The organism is Glycomyces sp. YM15, from assembly GCF_016918015.1.
Taxonomy (GTDB): domain Bacteria; phylum Actinomycetota; class Actinomycetes; order Mycobacteriales; family Micromonosporaceae; genus Glycomyces.
Map to the genome: position 1 here is coordinate 1 of NZ_JAERMK010000024.1, position 17055 is coordinate 17055.

General features: G+C 71.1%; 20 protein-coding genes and 1 pseudogene. 10 read left to right on the forward strand and 11 right to left on the reverse strand.

Annotated elements, in window-relative coordinates; all coding sequences use genetic code 11:
- Positions 1-154: 154 nt before the first annotated feature.
- A complete protein-coding gene (locus JHY01_RS21880) occupies positions 155-595 on the reverse strand; it encodes a DoxX family protein (RefSeq protein ID WP_205327829.1) in 441 nt (146 codons plus the stop codon).
- Positions 596-750: 155 nt separating this feature from the next.
- Between JHY01_RS21880 and JHY01_RS21885 the strand changes: the two genes are divergently transcribed.
- Positions 751-1857 carry a winged helix DNA-binding domain-containing protein gene (locus JHY01_RS21885; protein ID WP_205327830.1) on the forward strand — a complete coding sequence of 369 codons (1107 nt, stop codon included), beginning with the start codon at positions 751-753 and terminating at the stop codon, positions 1855-1857.
- A gap of 21 nt (positions 1858-1878) precedes the next feature.
- Here the strand turns inward: JHY01_RS21885 and JHY01_RS21890 are convergent, their stop codons facing one another.
- Both JHY01_RS21890 and JHY01_RS21895 read right to left on the reverse strand, forming a co-directional pair.
- Complete coding sequence (locus tag JHY01_RS21890; protein WP_205327831.1) at positions 1879-3099, reverse strand: sulfotransferase; 1221 nt, start codon at positions 3097-3099, stop codon at positions 1879-1881.
- Positions 3100-3259: 160 nt separating this feature from the next.
- Positions 3260-3799 carry a DinB family protein gene (locus JHY01_RS21895; RefSeq protein WP_205327832.1) on the reverse strand — a complete coding sequence of 180 codons (540 nt, stop codon included), beginning with the start codon at positions 3797-3799 and terminating at the stop codon, positions 3260-3262.
- A gap of 231 nt (positions 3800-4030) precedes the next feature.
- Here JHY01_RS21895 and JHY01_RS21900 point away from each other — a divergent pair.
- Both JHY01_RS21900 and JHY01_RS28195 read left to right on the forward strand, forming a co-directional pair.
- A pseudogene (locus JHY01_RS21900) lies at positions 4031-5065 on the forward strand (non-reducing end alpha-L-arabinofuranosidase family hydrolase); the annotation flags it as partial.
- A gap of 75 nt (positions 5066-5140) precedes the next feature.
- Positions 5141-5422 carry a cellulose binding domain-containing protein gene (locus tag JHY01_RS28195; protein ID WP_374199573.1) on the forward strand — a complete coding sequence of 94 codons (282 nt, stop codon included), beginning with the start codon at positions 5141-5143 and terminating at the stop codon, positions 5420-5422.
- 236 nt (positions 5423-5658) lie between these two features.
- Here JHY01_RS28195 and JHY01_RS21905 read toward each other — a convergent pair whose 3' ends face one another.
- Both JHY01_RS21905 and JHY01_RS21910 read right to left on the reverse strand, forming a co-directional pair.
- Positions 5659-6387, reverse strand: a complete 729-nt coding sequence (locus JHY01_RS21905; protein ID WP_205327834.1) for an ABC transporter permease — start codon at positions 6385-6387, stop codon at positions 5659-5661.
- Between the two features lie 26 nt (positions 6388-6413).
- Positions 6414-7328 carry an ABC transporter ATP-binding protein gene (locus JHY01_RS21910; protein WP_205327835.1) on the reverse strand — a complete coding sequence of 305 codons (915 nt, stop codon included), beginning with the start codon at positions 7326-7328 and terminating at the stop codon, positions 6414-6416.
- A gap of 123 nt (positions 7329-7451) precedes the next feature.
- On the opposite strand from JHY01_RS21910, the gene JHY01_RS27895 reads away from it, so the two are divergent.
- Entirely contained in the window at positions 7452-8660 is a 1209-nt protein-coding gene (locus tag JHY01_RS27895) for a sensor histidine kinase (protein WP_205327836.1), read from the forward strand.
- Positions 8657-9262, forward strand: coding sequence for a DNA-binding response regulator (locus tag JHY01_RS21920; RefSeq protein WP_205327837.1), 606 nt, complete (start codon positions 8657-8659; stop codon positions 9260-9262). The genes JHY01_RS27895 and JHY01_RS21920 overlap by 4 nt, the downstream gene beginning before the upstream one ends.
- 40 nt (positions 9263-9302) lie before the next feature.
- Here the strand turns inward: JHY01_RS21920 and JHY01_RS21925 are convergent, their stop codons facing one another.
- On the reverse strand, positions 9303-10136 hold the full coding sequence (locus JHY01_RS21925; protein ID WP_205327838.1) for an MBL fold metallo-hydrolase: 834 nt from the start codon (positions 10134-10136) through the stop codon (positions 9303-9305).
- Entirely contained in the window at positions 10126-11094 is a 969-nt protein-coding gene (locus JHY01_RS21930) for an MBL fold metallo-hydrolase (RefSeq protein WP_205327839.1), read from the reverse strand. The genes JHY01_RS21925 and JHY01_RS21930 overlap by 11 nt, the downstream gene beginning before the upstream one ends.
- A 92-nt stretch (positions 11095-11186) precedes the next feature.
- On the opposite strand from JHY01_RS21930, the gene JHY01_RS27460 reads away from it, so the two are divergent.
- Positions 11187-11486 carry a LysR family transcriptional regulator gene (locus JHY01_RS27460; protein ID WP_205327902.1) on the forward strand — a complete coding sequence of 100 codons (300 nt, stop codon included), beginning with the start codon at positions 11187-11189 and terminating at the stop codon, positions 11484-11486.
- Here the strand turns inward: JHY01_RS27460 and JHY01_RS21940 are convergent.
- From JHY01_RS21940 to JHY01_RS21950, 3 genes are read right to left on the reverse strand one after another with little or no spacing between them, the layout of a single operon-like run.
- Positions 11480-12337 (reverse strand): serine hydrolase, encoded by an 858-nt coding sequence (locus tag JHY01_RS21940; protein ID WP_205327840.1) that lies wholly within the window; start codon positions 12335-12337, stop codon positions 11480-11482. The genes JHY01_RS27460 and JHY01_RS21940 overlap by 7 nt on opposite strands.
- Before the next feature lie 20 nt (positions 12338-12357).
- A complete protein-coding gene (locus JHY01_RS27900) occupies positions 12358-13500 on the reverse strand; it encodes a DUF1648 domain-containing protein (RefSeq protein WP_205327841.1) in 1143 nt (380 codons plus the stop codon).
- Complete coding sequence (locus JHY01_RS21950; RefSeq protein WP_205327842.1) at positions 13497-13895, reverse strand: GntR family transcriptional regulator; 399 nt, start codon at positions 13893-13895, stop codon at positions 13497-13499. Before JHY01_RS21950 ends, JHY01_RS27900 begins: the two co-directional genes overlap by 4 nt.
- Before the next feature lie 59 nt (positions 13896-13954).
- Between JHY01_RS21950 and JHY01_RS21955 the strand changes: the two genes are divergently transcribed.
- From JHY01_RS21955 to JHY01_RS21965, 3 genes are read left to right on the forward strand one after another with little or no spacing between them, the layout of a single operon-like run.
- Entirely contained in the window at positions 13955-14671 is a 717-nt protein-coding gene (locus JHY01_RS21955; protein WP_205327843.1) for an ABC transporter ATP-binding protein, read from the forward strand.
- Positions 14668-15462: a hypothetical protein gene (locus tag JHY01_RS21960; protein WP_205327844.1), complete on the forward strand. Its 795-nt coding sequence runs from the start codon at positions 14668-14670 to the stop codon at positions 15460-15462. The genes JHY01_RS21955 and JHY01_RS21960 overlap by 4 nt, the downstream gene beginning before the upstream one ends.
- Positions 15463-15482: 20 nt before the next feature.
- Complete coding sequence (locus JHY01_RS21965; RefSeq protein ID WP_205327845.1) at positions 15483-15845, forward strand: hypothetical protein; 363 nt, start codon at positions 15483-15485, stop codon at positions 15843-15845.
- Here the strand turns inward: JHY01_RS21965 and JHY01_RS21970 are convergent.
- Entirely contained in the window at positions 15829-16608 is a 780-nt protein-coding gene (locus JHY01_RS21970; protein WP_205327846.1) for a bifunctional 2-polyprenyl-6-hydroxyphenol methylase/3-demethylubiquinol 3-O-methyltransferase UbiG, read from the reverse strand. The two genes, JHY01_RS21965 and JHY01_RS21970, sit on opposite strands and share 17 nt — an antisense overlap.
- A gap of 77 nt (positions 16609-16685) precedes the next feature.
- Here JHY01_RS21970 and JHY01_RS21975 point away from each other — a divergent pair, with 77 nt between their 5' ends.
- On the forward strand, positions 16686-17009 hold the full coding sequence (locus JHY01_RS21975; RefSeq protein WP_205327847.1) for a hypothetical protein: 324 nt from the start codon (positions 16686-16688) through the stop codon (positions 17007-17009).
- Positions 17010-17055: the final 46 nt, after the last annotated feature.

Genomic DNA, 17055 nt, shown 5'->3' on the forward strand with positions numbered 1-17055 from the left:
CGTCGCCGCCGAACTCAACGGACGCCCACGCAAAACGCTCGCCTGGGAAACCCCAGCCGAGCGCCTCGCTAAACTCATCCACACCAGCGAATAACCAGCAGTGTTGCAACCACCCCTAGAATCCGCCAGTGCCACCGGCCCTTGCCGCACGGGGTCACCGCACGGACTTCAGGCCGTGATTGAAGAACCGGCGGGTCTGGTCGCGGCGCACCCAGGCGACGCCGGCGAACAAGGCCAGCAGGATCAGCGGCGTGATGACCGGGTAGTCGAGGATCGCGACGTTGAAGATCGCGGCGCCGACCATGAGCAGGCTCAGTCCGATCGCGGCCGGGCCCGAGAGGCGCGGGATGAGCAGGCCGACGCCGCCGGCGATCTCCAAGGCGCCCACGAAGTACATGAACCAGTCGCCCCAGCCGATGAGGTCGAAGCCCGCGGCGGCGGACTCCACAGCGAACAGCTTGGGCGTGCCCGAGGCGACGATCATGAACGCGCCCAGGAGGATCTGGAACACCCAGGTGGTGATGTTCAGTGCCCGTCCGGGCCCTTCGGTGGTGGTGCGAACGGTCTCGTTCGCGGTGCGGTCGTGCGTGGTCATGATGCGGTCGCCTTTCAAGCGGTACAGCCGGGGGTATCGGGCCCTCGCCCATAGAGACGAGCCCCGCCGGGGGGATTCATCGCGCCGCCGGAAACTTCTTCGGACAACGACCCGGCCTGACCCCGCTTGTCGTCCCCCGGCGCTAGCGTGAGGGGATGATCGAACGTCGGCAAGTGCACCGCTACCGCATCCAGGCACAGCAGCTCGACCGCGAACACGGGACCATCGCCGACACGGCCGTCCTCGACCTCGGCGTGCAGGACACCGGCCCCGACGGCGCGCTCTGGGCCCTCGAGGCGCGCGGCGTCGACACCGCCGGGCTCGGCGCCGCCGCCGAGCACCGCGACGACCTCGTGTGGCTGTGGACGCTGCGCGGTGCGCCCCACTGCTACCGGCGGGCCGACGCCGCCCAGGTCGCCGCCGCCGTCGCCCCGTGGTCCGAGGCCGACGCGTCGAAACGCATCTTCGACGCCTCCAAGCCCCTGAAGGACGCCGGCATCCCCGTCCTGGACGCCCTCGACGCGGTCGCCGGGCAGATGCGCGCCATCGTCAAGCAGCCCATGGTCAAGGGCGAGATGTCCACCCGCCTCCACGAGGCCATGCCCGAGCCGTACCAACGGTACTGCCGCGCCTGCGAGGCCGTGCACCTCTATGAGATGCCGTTCCGGCTCTCGGCCATCCAGGCCGGGCTCGAACTGGTTCCCGACACGTCACCGCCGGTGCTGCAGCCGATGCCGGAGTTCACCGTCGCCGACGCCTACGCGGACCGCCTCGACCCCGTCCGCGCCTACCTCCACCTGCTCGGTCCGGCCACCCACAAGCAGGTCGCCGAATACGTCGACGCGCCCGTCCGCGAGGTCAAGGCCCACTGGCCCGAGGACGCCGTCGAAGTCGAGGTCGATGGCGAGACCCGCTGGATGCTCGAAGCCGATCTGCCCGCGCTGCAAGAGGCATCGGCCACCGCGACGCGGCTGCTCGGGCCCTACGACCTGTACCTCCAGGGCCGCGACCGGTCCACCCTCGTCGCCGACCCCGCCATGGTCAAGGCCCTGTGGCCGGTCCTCGGGCGGCCCGGAGCGGTCCTCGTCGACGGCGAGATCGCCGGCCTGTGGCGCCCCCGCAAGTCCGGCAAGAAGTTCACCGTCGCCGTCGAACCCTGGCGCGACCTCGACGGGCCCGAACTGAAAGCGGTCGAAGCCGAGGCCGAGAAGCTCGCCGCGTTCCGCGGCGTCCCCCTCACCGGCCTCGACGTCGCCGCCTGATGGTCATGTGCCGCTTAAGGATCAGCGGCTGCTCGCCGTCAGGTTGTCCACGAACAGTCCGTAGTCGCCGAACGCCTCGTCGATCATCGCCGGCTCCAGACCGTAGTGCACCATCGAGTACTCGTGGCCCCGCTGGTCGCGCGGGCGGTTGAGCGCCTCGCGCAGGTTGGCCTCGTCGGCGTCGGTCCACTTCAGGTCGAGCTTCTCGAACAGCTCCGGCACGTACCTGAACGGGTCCGCCATCATCGCGTGATACGCCACGTCCACAGTGGTCTCGCGCGGCACCCGGATGCGCTCGCTCCGGGCCCGCTCCACCATCTCGGGCAGGATCGTCAGCCAGAGCTGCCCGATCTCATGCGGGTCCACCGACTTCGGCCGGTTGTGCAGGTACGCCAGGGACTCGGCCATCGAGCACATCGAGCCCATCACCGTGTGCGGGTCGCGATGGGTCCACACGAACTTCGCGTCCGGGAACACGTGGTGGATCGCCGCGGTCTCCCCCAGGCAGTCCGGGTGCTTCAGCATCCACCGCTGCTTCGGGCGCTGGAACTGGAGGATCTGCAGCACGTCGCGCACGAAACGGTAGTCCGGCCTGGAATCGTACGAGCGCAGGAACTCCACGTACTTCGGCATGGGCGCCATCGTGTTGTGCAGGCGGCTCTGGTTGAGCAGGAAGTAGATCTCCTCCACCCAGTCGGCCCGCACCGGGTGGATGCGCGGCCACGACGGGCTCAACAGGAGGACCTGGTCGAACCGCTTCTGAGTCTGCCGGCGCAGCTTCGCGATCTCCTCTTCAGACCGCGGCAGCCCGATGTTGTCCATCTCCCACATGTAGGGCCCGCGTCCGCCCGGCGCGTTCGCGAGGATCTTGTGGGTCAACGTGGTCGCGGTGCGGGGCAGGCCGATCACGAACACCGGCGCCTCGACCCGCTCCTCGCGGACCTCGGGGTGCTCGGCCTGGAGGCGGCGCACCTGGAAGCGGTTCCGGATACGGGCCTTCACCATGTCCTGCACCGAGAGCCAGCCGACTCCGCTCAGGGACGGGACCTCGGCGATGAAACCGAGGAAGCGGCGAAGGTGCTGCAGCTCCGACTCGTCCTCCTCCGTCAGGACAACGCCCGTGTTCGCGGAGCGCTGGGCGTCGAGCAGGCGGTCGAAGTACCGGTCGGGATCGTGGCGCACCCGCGCTGCAGGGGCGGTGAGGGCGTTGACGAAGTGCAGGCGCGCAGTGGTCCGGCGCATGGAATGTCCTCTCTGCGTTGGCATTCGACGCCAAAAGGGGTGATGTCTCCGGAGCGTAGCGCAACGGCGTCACCGTTTGAAGACCAGCGCGGGAGGGAATCAGCGCACGATCGCCGCCGCGGCCCCCACCTCCATTTCAGACGCTTTCAGTGGGATTCGGTCATTCGCCGGTCTCGCCGTCGATCGCCTCGCGGATGAGGTCCGCGTGCCCGTTGTGCCGGGCGTACTCCTCGATCATGTGGCACAGGATCCACCGCAGCGACGGACTGCGACCGTTCGGCCAGACCAGGTGCGCGCTTCTGCCGAGGCCGCCGTCCGCCAACGCCTCGGCGACCGAGTCGCGGGCGCCCTGGATGCTGCGCTGCCAGAGGGCGTGGAGTGCTTCGGGGGTGTCGTCGGCGGCCGAGTGCCATTCCCAGTCGCGGTCGGCGTTCCAGTCGACGGAGTCCCAGGGTTCGCCCATGGGACGGCCGTAGAGGGAGCGGGAGAACCAGCTGGTCTCCACATAGGCCATGTGCTTGAGGAGGCCGCCGAGGGTCATGGTGGAGGCGGCGACGGTGGTGTCGAGGGCTTCGCCGTCGAGTCCGCGGGTCTTCCAGGCGAGGGTGGCGCGTTGGAAGTCGAGGAAGCCGAGGAGGGTGGCGGCTTCGTCGCCGTCGGCGGGCGGTTCGGGACGGCCTTGGGCGTCGGTGAAGGTCATGGCTGGACTGTACCCGGGCGTCCGGAAGTTCCGAAACCATTCACAGCCTCAGTAGCCATTTACATGCATCAATGTTTATCGGTAACCTGTTCATGCGGTCGCGATATTTCCGGAATCTCCTGAAACTTTCGGATTGCATGCGCGGACGCCTTGTACCCCAAGGAGAGACGAACCATGAGCATCTCGATCCGAACGCGACTGCGGGCGGTGCGCATCGCACTGCTCGCCGCCGCGATGGCCGCCACCATGGCGGCGGGCCTCACGGCCCATGCCCAGAACGCGGAGGAGGGCGCGGCCGCCCCGGTGCAGGCCGAGGCCCTTCCCGCGAGCTTCACCTGGAGCTCCAGCGGCGTCCTCGCGGGCCCCAAGCCCGACTCGGCCCACCCGGACATCGCCGGGCTGAAGGACCCCTCGGTGGTCTTCCACAACGGCAAGTGGCACGTGTTCGCGTCCATCGCGAGCTCCGCCGGATACAACCTGGTGTACTTCAACTTCGCCGACTGGTCGCAGGCGGCGGGCGCCACCCACCACTACCTCGACCGGTCCGCGATCGGCGCCGGCTACCGGGCCGCGCCCGAGGTGTTCTACTACGAGCCGCAGGGCCTGTGGTACCTCGTCTACCAGACCGGGAACGCGTCCTATTCGACCAACCCCGACATCGCGAATCCGAACGGGTGGAGCGCGCCGAAGCACTTCTATCCCGGCATGCCGCAGATCATCGAGGACAACATCGGCTCAGGCTACTGGGTCGACATGTGGGTCACCTGCGACGACGTCGACTGCCACCTGTTCTCCTCCGACGACAACGGGCACCTCTACCGGTCCCAGACCTCGGTCGCGAACTTCCCGAACGGCATGAGCGAACCCGTGATCGCCATGCAGGACTCCGACAAGTACGCGCTGTGGGAGGCCAGCAACATCTACAAGGTGCAGGGCACGAACCAGTACCTGCTGCTGGTGGAGGCCTTCGGGTCGGTCGGGCGGTACTTCCGGTCGTGGACCTCGACGAGCATCGCCGGGCCCTGGACGCCGCTGGCCGACAGCAACGCCAATCCGTTCGCGGCCGCGTCCAATGTGACGTTCCCGGGCGGGGCGTGGACGAAGGACATCAGCCACGGCGAGATGATCCGGGCCGGGGTGAACCAGAGGATGGAGATCAACCCCTGCAACATGCAGTACCTCTACCAGGGCAGGGATCCGAACGCGTCGGGCGACTACAACAACCTGCCGTGGCGGCTCGGGCTGCTCACGCAGACGAACTCGAGCCCCGACTGCGGCGGGACGGGCGAGACGACGCCGCCCCCGACGACCTCGCCGCCGCCCGCGAGCGGGTGCACGGCCGTGCTGACCGTGGTGAGCGACTGGGGTTCGGGCTGGCAGGGACGCGTCGACGTCACGGCCGGGAACGCCTCGCTCAGCGGCTGGAGCGTCAGCTGGACATGGCCGGGTTCGCAGCAGATCAGCTCGTCGTGGAACGTCGAGTGGCAGCAGTCAGGGTCGGCGGTCGCCGCCGGCGACGTGGGCTGGAACGGCACGGTCGGGGCGGGCCAGTCGCGGGAGGCCTTCGGGTTCATCGCGTCCGGACCGAGTGCCGCGCCGACGGTCACCTGTTCCTCGGCTTAGGACGTGAGAAGCCGGTGCCCGCTCCCCCGGATCTGGGGAGCGGGCACCGGAGTGCACGGGGGACGGGGGTCCGATCGCGATCGACGCGGTGCTTTCAAGCTATGGCGCGGCGGCCCTCAACAGCAAGGTTCCCGGCGCAACGGTTTGGTAAATCAGCTGTTCAGTCGATGCGGCCTGGCCCCATCGGCGAGCCTCGGCGGCGGCCCGGCACACGGGATTCCTTTCGGTGCGGCGGTTCAGGGACGGGGCTGCCAGCGGAAGAGCCTGGCGGCGATGACGATCGCGACGACGGCGACCGCGGTCGAGAGGAGCAGCGGTTCGACCGCGGCCGCATGGCCCTCGGGCGAGCCGTCCCAGGCGAGCCTGGTCAGTTCGGCCATGCCCGCGCCCGGGACGGCCGCGACGAGGACGGATCGCACCCCTTCGAAGGGGAACAGGCCCAAGGCGGTCCCGGCCATGAACACCAGCGTGCCGGGCAGCACCGTGATCTGGGCGGCCTCGGGGCTCTTGGTGAACGAGGCCGTGAGGAAGCCGAGCGCGACCGACGTGGCGGCCCCGGTGGCGAAGGCGAGCACGAGCAGTTCCGGATGGACGGGGGCGGCGCCGGACTCCCAAGCGGTGGAGGCGAGGACGATCAGGGCCTGCACGGCGACGACGAGCACCAGCGGCCCGGTCAATCCAGCCACGATGGACGCAGTGGAGACCGGTGAGCTGCGCAGGCGCTTCAGGTATCGCTGCTGGCGGCGGGCGGCGAGCGTCATCGTGCTCGTCATGAGCACGCCGAACACGAGCAGCATCGACAGCTGCACGGCGGCGAGCGCGCCGCCGGCCTCGGACATGCCTCCGAGGTTCGACCGGCCCACCAAGAACGCCATGGCGATCGGGAGGATCGCGGCGGTCACGAGGACGGTGCGGTTGCGCAGGATCAGGCGGGTCTCGGCGACGGCGAGGGTCAAGGCGGTCATGGTCGGGCTCCGTTCGTTCAGGGGGATCAGGCTGCGGGCCGGGCTTCGAGCTCGGCGAAGATCTCGTCCAGCGTGGCCGGTCCGGCCGTCAGGTCGCCGAGATCGACGCCGGCGCGCGCGGCCCAGTCGAGGAGGCGGTGCAGGTCCGCCTGGAGTTCGGTGGTGCGGATCGTCAACCGCCCGTCGGCCACGGCCGTCCGGCCCGCGAGGACCGGCAAGGTGAGCGGGTCGAACGGCTGGGGACTCACCGCGATCCGGGCTTCGTGGGAGGCGGTGATCTCCGCGACCGTGCCGAAGCGGGCGATGCGGCCCCGGTCCATGATGGCCACATGGTCGGCGAGTTCGGCGGCCTCGTCAAGGTAGTGGGTGGTCAGCAGGACCGCCGTCCCGCGCTCGGTGAGTTCGCGCAGCAGCGCCCAGGTGCGCCGCCGCGACGCCGGGTCCAGGCCCGTGGTCGGCTCGTCCGCGAACAGCACCGCCGGATCGGTGGCGAGCGCCAGCGCGAGGTCCAGGCGGCGCCGCTCGCCGCCCGAGAGGGCGCCGACGCGGACGGTGGCGCGGTGGGCGAGATCGACGCGTCCGATCAGGTCCGCTCGGGAGGGCAGGCGGTGCAGGTCGGTCCAGAGCCGGAGCGTCTCGGTCACCGTGAGGTCGTCGGCGAAGCCGGTCTCCTGGCCGATGACGGCGACGCGGCCGGCGAGTTCGCGGCGGTGCCGGTACGGGTCGAGCCCGCGCACGCGGACGGTGCCCGCGGCGGGGCGGCGCAGCCCGACGGCGGTCTCGACGGTGGTGGTCTTCCCGGCGCCGTTGGTGCCGAGGAGCGCGAAGAGCTCGCCGGGGGCGATGGTGAAGGAGACGCCGTCGACTGCGGTGAAGGACCCGTAGCGGCAGGCGAGGTCGCGGACCTCGACGGCGGGGCGGTCCTCGGTGGTCGTGTTCATGGGTGCAATCCTGCGGGGTCTGCAAGGGCCGCAGGTAGTGCCGGAACCGCATCAGTCCAGGTGACGGACGTGTGCGGACGGTCTGACAAATGTCATTCGGGACTGGGGTGGTTGAATCTCGGAGTGCCCCTTGAAGCCGAGTCCTCCGCGCGGAATCTGCGCCGCCTGCGCACGTACACCTTCTTCACCGTGATCGGCACCGGGCCCACAGTGCTGTTCCTGGCCGCGCTGTCACTCGCCGGGTCCAGTCTGACCGGCATCGAGCTGGCGCTGGCGGGCGGTGCCGTGACGGTCTCGGTGGTGCTGTGCACGGCGGCGCTGGCGCTCCACTGGCACGGGCAGGGACCGGTGCGGCGGAAGGTCTTCTGGTCGGCGTCGCTGCTGATGCTCGTGCTCGGTGCCGCCGTCGAGGCCCGCGCAGGACAGATCGAGGGCGTGTGGGCGGCGCCGGTGGGGATGCTCGTGGCGGAGTTCGCGCTGTGGTTCAGGCCGGGGAGGCGGGCACGGGCGCTGCTGCTGGGATGCGCGGTCGTACTGGGCGCGGTGGTGTGCTTCGCGCAGCTGGGCTGGTTCTCGCCCGGGGCGGTGGTCGTGTCGATCCTGATGGTGCCCACCATGAGCACGGCCGTCGTCTGCCAGTTGTGGCACTACCAGGTGGCGCAGGAGCTCGAGCGGGCCCGCGGTCTCGCGGCGGAGCTCGCGGTCGCCGAGGAGCGGCTGCGATTCGCCGGCGAGCTGCACGACGTGCAGGGCGGGAACCTGCAGGCGATCACGCTGAAGGCGCAGGTCGCCCGGCGACTGGCGGCCGTGGACCCTGAGCGGGCGGAGGCCGAGATGCGGGCGGTAGAGGAGCTCGCCCGGGCGGCGCTCAAGGACGCGCGGGAGGTCGTGGGCGGGTACCGGAAGGTCGCGCTCGCGGACGAGATCGACTCGGCCGCGAGGATCCTCAAATCGGCGGGCGTGCAGGCCACGGTGCCCGACGCCGCGCCGTCGCTCGACGAGGACACCGAGAGGCTGCTCGGGCTGCTGGTGCGCGAGGCGACCACGAACCTGATCCGACACGCGGACCCGACCGCCGCCGACATGTCCATCGTGGAGATCGACGCGGAGGTCACGGTCACGGTGACGAACAACGGGGCGCCCGCGCCCGGCGGGAACGGCAACGGCCTGGCGATGCTCAGGGACCGGTTCGCCGAAGCGGGCGGGACCGTGGAGCATGCCCACGACGGCGACCGGTTCGTCCTCAAGGGAACCGTGCCGAAGCCGCAGGTGCCGCCGCAGCGGCGGGCGACGCCGGTGCGGCGGATCGCGCGCAGGCGGGCGCGGCGATGATCCGGCTCCTGGTCGCCGACGACGAGACGCTGGTGCGCGAAGCGCTGGCCGTGCTCCTCGGGCTCGAAGACGACATCACCGTGATCGCCCAGGCCGACAACGGGGCCGACGCGGTGACGCTCGCAGGCTCCCGGCTCCCCGACATCGCCGTCCTCGACCTGGAGATGCCGCCGCAGGACGGGCTCTGGGCCGCGGCGCGCATCCGCGAGCACCACCCCGACATCAAGGTCATGCTCGTGACCCGGCACGCCCGCCCGGGAGTGCTGCGCCGGGCCCTCGCCGCCGGCGTCTCGGGCTTCGTCCCCAAGACCACCCCGGCCGAGCGGCTCGCGCAGATCATCCGCGACATCAGCCAGGGCCGCCGCTACATCGACCCGGAGATCGCCGCGACGGCCCTCACCGAGGACCGCTCGCCCCTGACCGAACGGGAGCTCGACCTGCTCCGCGCGACCAGGGGCGGCGGCACGATCGAGGAGATCGCCGCCCGGCTCCACCTCGCGCCGGGGACCGTCCGCAACTACCTGTCGACCGCGATGCGCAAACTCGACAAGAAGACCCGCCACGCCGCCGCCCAGCACGCCTGGGAGCAGGGCTGGATCTAGGCGGCGCTCGAGCGGTCCCGGCGGGGCCGCTCGAACACCCCTAGCCTTCGATCGTGAACGACTCCAGGTGGTCGAGCAGCACGAACTGCGAGTCCGGGCTGTACTGGGCGACCTTCTCCCCCAGGGCCGCACCGCCGAAGAGGTCCACCGCCGGTTCGGTGAGCGGCTCCTCGTAGTCGTCCCAGTGCGTGGGGATCACGTACGGCGGGCTGCCGACCGCGGTGAACAGCCGCTCCTCGTAGTCCGGGTAGTTCGGGTTGGGGCCCTGCATGAACAGCACCGTCGGCCGGATGCCCTCGATCTCCCGCTCGTGGAACGACGGCACCGCGTTGAAGAACAGCGAGACGCCCCCGAACGTGACGAGGAAGGCGAGGCTGCCGCCCTCCACGAGGTCCTTGATCGCCGCGGGCCGGTCCGGGGTCTCGCCCGGGCGCGTGCCCGGGAACAGCAGGCTCTTGTGCTTCCCGGTGACGCCGTGGGAGGAGCGGAAGACCTCGACCGTGTAGCCCTCGAACTGGTACAGCTCACCGCCGCCCACCTGCGCCAACTGCTCGGACGGCGTGTCCATGGCGCGCAGCAGGTTCAGGTGCGTCTCGGTGCCGAGCACCGTGGCGCCGGTCCGCTCGGCGACGTACGGGACGTCGGCGATGTGGTCGAAGTGGGCGTGCGTGATGAGGATCGAGTCCGCCGCGCCGATGTGCTCGTCCACGGCGGACTCGTCGATCTGGATCGGCGTGTCCGGGTTGAACTCGCCGGGTCTGGTCGCGCCGGTGTAGGTGCGCGACACGTACGGGTCGACGAGCACCGTGGAGCCGTTGCCCGTGACCTCCCAGGCGTTCGTGCCCAGCCAGCGGACGTGGACTTCAGAAGTCATGGCTCTCCAAATGGTCGATGAGCAGGAACTCCGAATCGGGACTCGCGGCCGCGACCCGCTCGCGCAGCGCCTCCACATTGCCGCCCGCGACGGCCGGCTCCGTGAGCGGCTTGTCGAAGTCGTCCCAGTGCGTCGCGATCACGTACGGCGGGAAGCCGGTGGCCTCCAGCAGCCGCTCCACGTATTCGGGCGTGTGCCCGCCGCCGGGCTGCACGAACACGGCCGTGGGGCGCAGGTGCGCGATCTCGTGCTCGTGGAAGTTCGCCGAGCCGGCGTTGAAGAACGAGACGCCGCCGAAGTCGATCAGGTAGGTGAGGCTGCCGCCTTCGATGAGGTCCTTGATCTTCTTGGGGCGCTTCGGGACCTGGCCGGGCCGGGTGCCGCCGAAGAGGATCTGCTTGTGCTCGCCGCCGGCCGAGTGCGAGGAGCGGAAGACCTCGACCGTGTAGCCGTCGAACTGATACAGCTCGCCGCCGAGGACCTGCGAGAGCTGCGCCTCCGGGGCGTCCATGGCCCGCAGCAGGTTCAGGTGCGACTCGGTGCCGAGCACCGTCGCACCCGTGCGCGTCGAGAGGTACGGGACGTCGGCGATGTGGTCCCAGTGGCCGTGGGTCACCAGGATCGTGTCGGCCTTCGGCAGGTGCTCGTCGATCACGTCCTCGTGGACTTCGATCTCGGTCTCCGGGTCGGCCCCTTCGGCGGTGTACGCGCCGGTCGGGAACCGGCTCACCCACGGGTCGACGAGCACGGTGGCCGTCTCGGTCGTGAACTCCCAGGCGTTCGTGCCGAGCCAGCGCAGGCGCACCGCCGGAGTGGTCGCGTCATCGGACTGCGTGTCCTCCTCTTGTGCGGCGGCGATGCCGCCCGCGGTGGCGGTCGCCGCGATCGCGGCGGCGCCGGTGCCCATGAGCAGGCCGCGGCGGCGAATGGGCGGTGTGTGGTCGGTGGCTGTGGTCATGGGTGACATTCAAGCCGCCGTGTCCCGTATCGTCCAATATCAACGCGCCTATCACCCGATACGGGCGTTGATATCGTTGCCGCGTGGACATCATGCGGCACTTGGAGTGTTTCCTGGCGGTTGGTGAGGAACGTCACTTCGGTCGGGCCGCCGAGCGTCTCGGCATGGAGCAGCCGCCGTTGAGCCAGCGCATCCGGCGCCTCGAGAAGGAGCTCGGCGCGGACCTGTTCGACCGCGGCGGCGGGCAGGTGACCCTCACGCCCGCAGGGCATGTGCTCATGCGGGAGGCGCCGGAGCTGCTGCGGGCGCATCAGCGGATGCGGACCCTGGTGAGCCGGGCGGCCGCGACCGATCCGGCGAACCCGCCGCGGCCGTGGTCGGCGCTCTACTGACCGAGCGCTTCGGTGAGGGCGAGGGCGGCCCGGCTCATGGCGAGTTCGACTTCGCGGAAGTTGCCGCGGGTGACCTGGGCGAACACGGCGATGGCGTGGCGGCGGCCGTCGGGCCACTCCCAGACGGCGACCTCGCCCAGCCGGCCGGGGAGTGAACCGGAGCGGCCGAACGGCTTGACGTCGCTGGAGGCGAGACGGGAGAGGCGGCCGCCGGTCAGCTGGCGGCCCATCCAGTGCCGCACGTCGGCGGCGACCGGTGCGGGGCCGTTCCAGACGTGCCGCAAGAACGCGGTCATGTCGGCGGGCGTGGAGGCGTTGGTGCGCATCGGGTCCCAGGCGCTGGTGGCGCGGAGCTCGGCGGTGGTGACCGCGCCGCTCTGGAGGACGTGCGCGAGCGCTTCGAGGTCGGCGATGTCGAGGTCGCGGGCGACCTCTTTGAGGATGGCGCGGGGGGAGCCGAGCAGGCGGGTGTCCTTGAGGCCGAGCCGGGCGGGCAGGCTGCGGAGCGCACCGGCGCCCATGTGCTTGACGACGAGGTCGGCGGCGGAGTTGTCGGAGACCTCCATCATGAGCGAGGCGAGGTCCCATACGGCGATCTGCGAGTCGTAGCGGAACCCGGCGACGCCGGTGCCGCCGAGGCGGTCGGCGGCGGTGACCCGGATCGGGGCGGCGGGGTCGATGCGGCCCGCTTCGACCTGGGACCGGAATTCCCAGGCGATGAAGAGCTTCACGATGGACACGAGGATCACCGGGTCGCTCTCGCGGACGCCGAGGCCGCGCCCGTCCGAGAGGTCGCGGATGTGGGCGACGACGTTGGCGCCCAGTGGTTCGAAGTACTGGTCGAGATCCACGGTCGCTCCTGGTCGCTCGGTCACAGACCGCGGGTGTTCGGGAGGTCGACGACGCCGAGGCCGTCGAGGACGGCGGCGCCGATCGAGGCGGCGGTGATGAGGACGAGCAGTGCGGCGACGCCCCAGCCGACGGGGTGGCCGAGGTTCACGGTCCATTGCGATCCGCCGGCGCGCTGGTGGACCAGGAACGCCGGGTCGTTCCGGTTGGCGTACACGAAGCCGCCGAGGTGCCAGTGCCGGTCGTCGTCGCGCTGCACGACGCCGGTGTCCTCGGGATCGCCGCCCGGCAGGCGGTGGCCGCCGGCGCCGACGCGGCGTTCGAACAGGACGGCCGTGGCCGCCGCCGCGAGCAGGGGCGTGAAGATCGCGATGGTCGCCGCGGCCGAGGGCGGCAGGAGTTCCCAGAGGCGCAGGGCGATCCCGAGGAGCGTGAGGTTCGCGCAGGCGGCCGTGAACAGGAGCAGTTTGGCGAGCGCCTGCAGGTAGGCGCGGTAGCGGCGGGCGGAGTCGGCGGGGCGGGCGGCGTCGATCTCGGGGCGGGACTTCATGATCGCCGCCAGCAGGAGCGGGGCCGCGAGGGTGAGGGCGGCTTGCGCCAGGACCGGGTTCGCGGCCGCGAGGAACCCGGTGGGCACGCGGGGTCCGCTGTCGAGGGTGAGGCCCTCGAGTCCGGGGAGCGTGGCGGGGAGGGAACCGGCGCGGGCCAGCCCGGTGGCGGCCGTGGCCGCGAGGATCAGGACGGCGGGGGCGGTCCAGCGCCACGGCACGCGCACTGGGTCGGTGCGGAAGCCGAGGTCGGCCGTGACGGCCTGCGTCGTCCCGGCGTACCAGTCGCCTGCGGTCTTCGCGGCCCGTACCCGCCGGCCCGCGACCGTGTAGGCGACGGTGTCGGCCAGGACCAGCGCGAGTACGGCCGCTGCGGTCACCGCCGCCGGGTCGAACAGGAGGGCCGAGGGGAGGGCGAGCGCGACCGCGACCGCGCCGCAGGCCAGGACTGCGCGGGCGAAGCGGTTGCGGGCCTTGCGGATCGCGGGGTCGTCGATCCGGTCGGGCGGGACGGTGACGCCGAACGGGAGGGCGGGCCGGGCGAGGGCGGGGACGGCGCGCCAGAGGGCGGTCACGAGCGCGACGGTCAAGAGCAGGGTGACGAGCGGGAGGGTCACGGTTCAGTCCTCTCTGGGGCGGTGAAGGCGTCGAGCATCCGCGCGGTGCGGCCGAGGACTTCATCGCGGTCCAGTCCGTGCGCGACGGCCTCGGCGAGCATGATCGCCAGGCGCTCCTGCCAGGCGTCGGCGGTGCCGGGATCGGGCGGGGTGGTCCGGTCGCGGCGGATCACCGCGCCGCTCTTGCGGTTGACGCGGATGAACCCCTCGTGCCGCAGCAGGTCGTAGGCCTTGTTGACGGTGTGGAAGTTGACCGCGAGGTCGGCGCCGAGCTGCCGGGTGGAGGGCAGGGGCGTCTCGGCGGTGAGCTCGCCGGTGGCGATGGCGGTGACGATCTGATCGCGGATCTGCTGATAGATCGGGATCTCGCTGTCCACCGCAAGCATGATGCGCATACGTCAAGTCTATCTGATATACATGAACTAGAACAGATAGAAGAGATGGAGTTTTCGCGATGCATCCTCCCCACCGCCTCGAGTTCCGGGGCCTCACCAAGCGATTCGGGCCTGTCGCCGCCGTCACCGGCCTCACCTTCGACGTCGAACCCGGCCGCGTCACCGGCTTCCTCGGCCCCAACGGCTCCGGCAAGACCACCACCCTCCGGATGCTGCTCGGCCTCGTCGCCCCCGACGCGGGCACCGCGCGCATCGGCGGGCGTGGCTATCGCGACCTGCCCGAACCCGCCCGCACCGTCGGCGCGGTCCTCGAGGCCTCCAACTTCCACCCCGCGCGCACCGGCCGCGACCACCTGCGCGTCTACGCCGACATGCTCGGCGCCCCGGCCGCGAGGATCGAGCTCGTCCTGGCGCTCACCGGCATCGCCGACGCCGCCCACCGCAAGGCCGGCGGCTACTCGACCGGCATGCGCCAGCGCCTCAACCTCGCCACCGCACTGCTCGGCGACCCGCCCGTCCTGGTCCTCGACGAGCCCACCAACGGCCTCGACCCCGAGGGCATCGCCTGGCTGCGCCGCCTCCTGCGGGACCTCGCCGCCGAGGGCCGCACCGTCCTGGTGGCGAGCCACGTCCTCTCCGAGGCCGAACGGCTCGTCGACGACGTGGTCGTCATGCATCGCGGCGAACTCCTCACCGCCGGCGCCCTCGACGCCTTGACCGCCGATGGCACCGGCCTCGAGCAGGCCTTCCTCCGACTGACGGGAGCCGCGGCATGAACCGCCTCGTCCGCGCCGAACTGCGCCGCCTCTTCTCGACCCCGCTGTGGCGGTGGGGCCCTCCAGTCGCGGTCCTTTCGGGCGGCGCGCTCACCGCGACGGCCGTGCTCGTGGGCCCCGAGCACTTCGACCCGCCGATGCCCGGCATGGACACCGAAGCCGGAGTTCGCCTGGTGATCAGCATGATCGGACTCACCGTGCTCGCCCCGGCCCTGTTCGGGGCGCTCGCGGTCACCTCCGAGTACCGGCACCGCACCATCACCTACACGTTCCTGTTCGCGCCACGGCGGCACCGGGTGCTCGCGGCGAAACTCGCGGCGTACGCCTTGGCGGGCAACGGGTACGGCCTCATCGTCGCCGTCTCGGCGGCGGCCGCGCTCTACGGCGGCGCGGCAGCGCGGGGCGTCGACGTCGGCGCCCCGGTCGGGACCGTGATCGGCCTCCTCGCGAGCCTCGCGGCGGCGATGACCGTCTACACCGTCATCGGGGTCGGCGTCGGAGCGCTGCTGCGCGACCAGACCGCGACGCTCGCGGTGCTCGGCGCCTACCTGTACATGGTGGAGCACCTGCTCGTGCTCATCCCCGGCGTCGGCGCGGTCTACCCGTTCCTGCCGGGTGGCGCGACCGCCGCGCTGACCCAGGCGAGCCTCATGGGCGAGGCCGCCGTCGAGGTCACCGGCTCGGCCGCGACACTGCTGCCGCCCGCGCTCGGCGCGGCGGTGCTCCTGGCCTATGCGGTCCTCGCGGCGGGCGCGGCCGTGCTGCTGCCCATGCGACGCGACGTCACCTGAAGCGAGAGAAGGACAACGACATGGCGAACCTGCAGTACACCGACACACACCTGACGATCACGCTCACGGGGGCCCGGCGGGTCCTCGGGCGCTGGCGGCCGCTCACCGTCCCGCTGGCGGCGATCACGGCCGTCCGCGCCGACCCCGCGGCGGCCCGGGTCTTCCCCGGCGCGCGGTGGGGCGTGGCCACCAACATCCCCGGAGTCCTGAACGCGGGCTCGTTCCGGCGGGGCGGGAACCGGGACTTCTGGGACGTCGCCGATCCGGACCGGGCCATCGTGATCGAACTCGAAGGCGCCGGATACGACCGTTTGCTGCTCGAAGTGGACGATCCACAGCAGGCGGTGGCCGAGATCCGCGCCCGGTCTAGAGCGCAGGCTTGAGGACCGCGAGGTATTCGTAGTGGTCCCTCAGCCAGGCAGGGTCACCGGTGTGGTCGGCGGCGAGATCGACCGGTTCGCCGCCGACCAGGACGCCGGCGAGTGCCAGCCCGGTGCCTTCGAGGAGCAGCCGCAGGTCGGCCGGGCTGTAGCAGCGCAGGCGCTGCGTGATGCGGTGTTCGGGTTCGGCGGTGTCCCACCACGTGTCGACGGCGGTGGCGGTGACGGGATCGAACGCCAGGTGCTGCTGCAGCTCGTGATGGTAGCCGCGTTCGGGATTCGCCTGCAGCAGTTCGACCTCGCCGTCCCAACTGGCCCAGACCAGCGGGTTGTACACGTCGACCAGCGCGGTCCCGTCCGGCTCCAGCCATTCGTCGGCGATCCGGCGCAGGAGGCGGCGCTGGTCGGCGTCCGAGCCGATCCCGAAGCCGTTCCAGTAGGCGACCGTGTCGAAGCGGCCCTCGAAGTCCGCGGTGCAGAAGTCGCCGCGCACGATCTGCAGGCGTTCGGGCCCGAGCCGCTCGAGATGGGCTTTGGCGTGGTCGGCGCGGTCGGTGAGCTCGATGCCGGTCACGCGGTGCCCGGCCTCGGCGAAGGCGGCGGCGGTGCTGCCGTAGCCGCAGCCGAGTTCGAGGACGCGCCGCGGTTCGGGGCCGCACACGCGGTGCAGGCGCTCGACGCGACTCCGATCGCGGTCACCGAGACCCGATTCGGCCTCGGCCCACCAGCGTCCGGTTCGGGAGTAGAAGTCCTCGACCCAGTCCATGCGGTGAGTCCAGGGAACCGGGGGCGCCGGGGCAATGCCGTTTCGGCAGGGCTGCGGCGTCATTATGCTTGGCGTTCATGGAGGAGCATCCGCTGGTCCGGGAGGTCTATCCCGAACTCGTCGCCGAACTCGCCCGCCTCTTGGAGGCCGAGGGCGAGCGGCACCTGGCGATCGTGGCGCACGACCTCCGGCTCGTCGCCGAATGCGGGTGCAAGGACGACTGCTGCCAGAGCATCCGCACCGCGGAGCATCCGCCGGGCACGCCGTACGGCCCCGGGCACCGGAACGTCCTACTCGATCCGGAGGAGGGCATGCTGATCCTCGATGTCCTCGACGAGCGGATCGTGTACGTGGAGATCCTGTTCCGGGCGCCGATGGCCCGCCGGGACGCCGGCGGATGAGCGGTCGGCGACGACCCGCTCGCCGCACTCGACTCGCGGGCGTTCT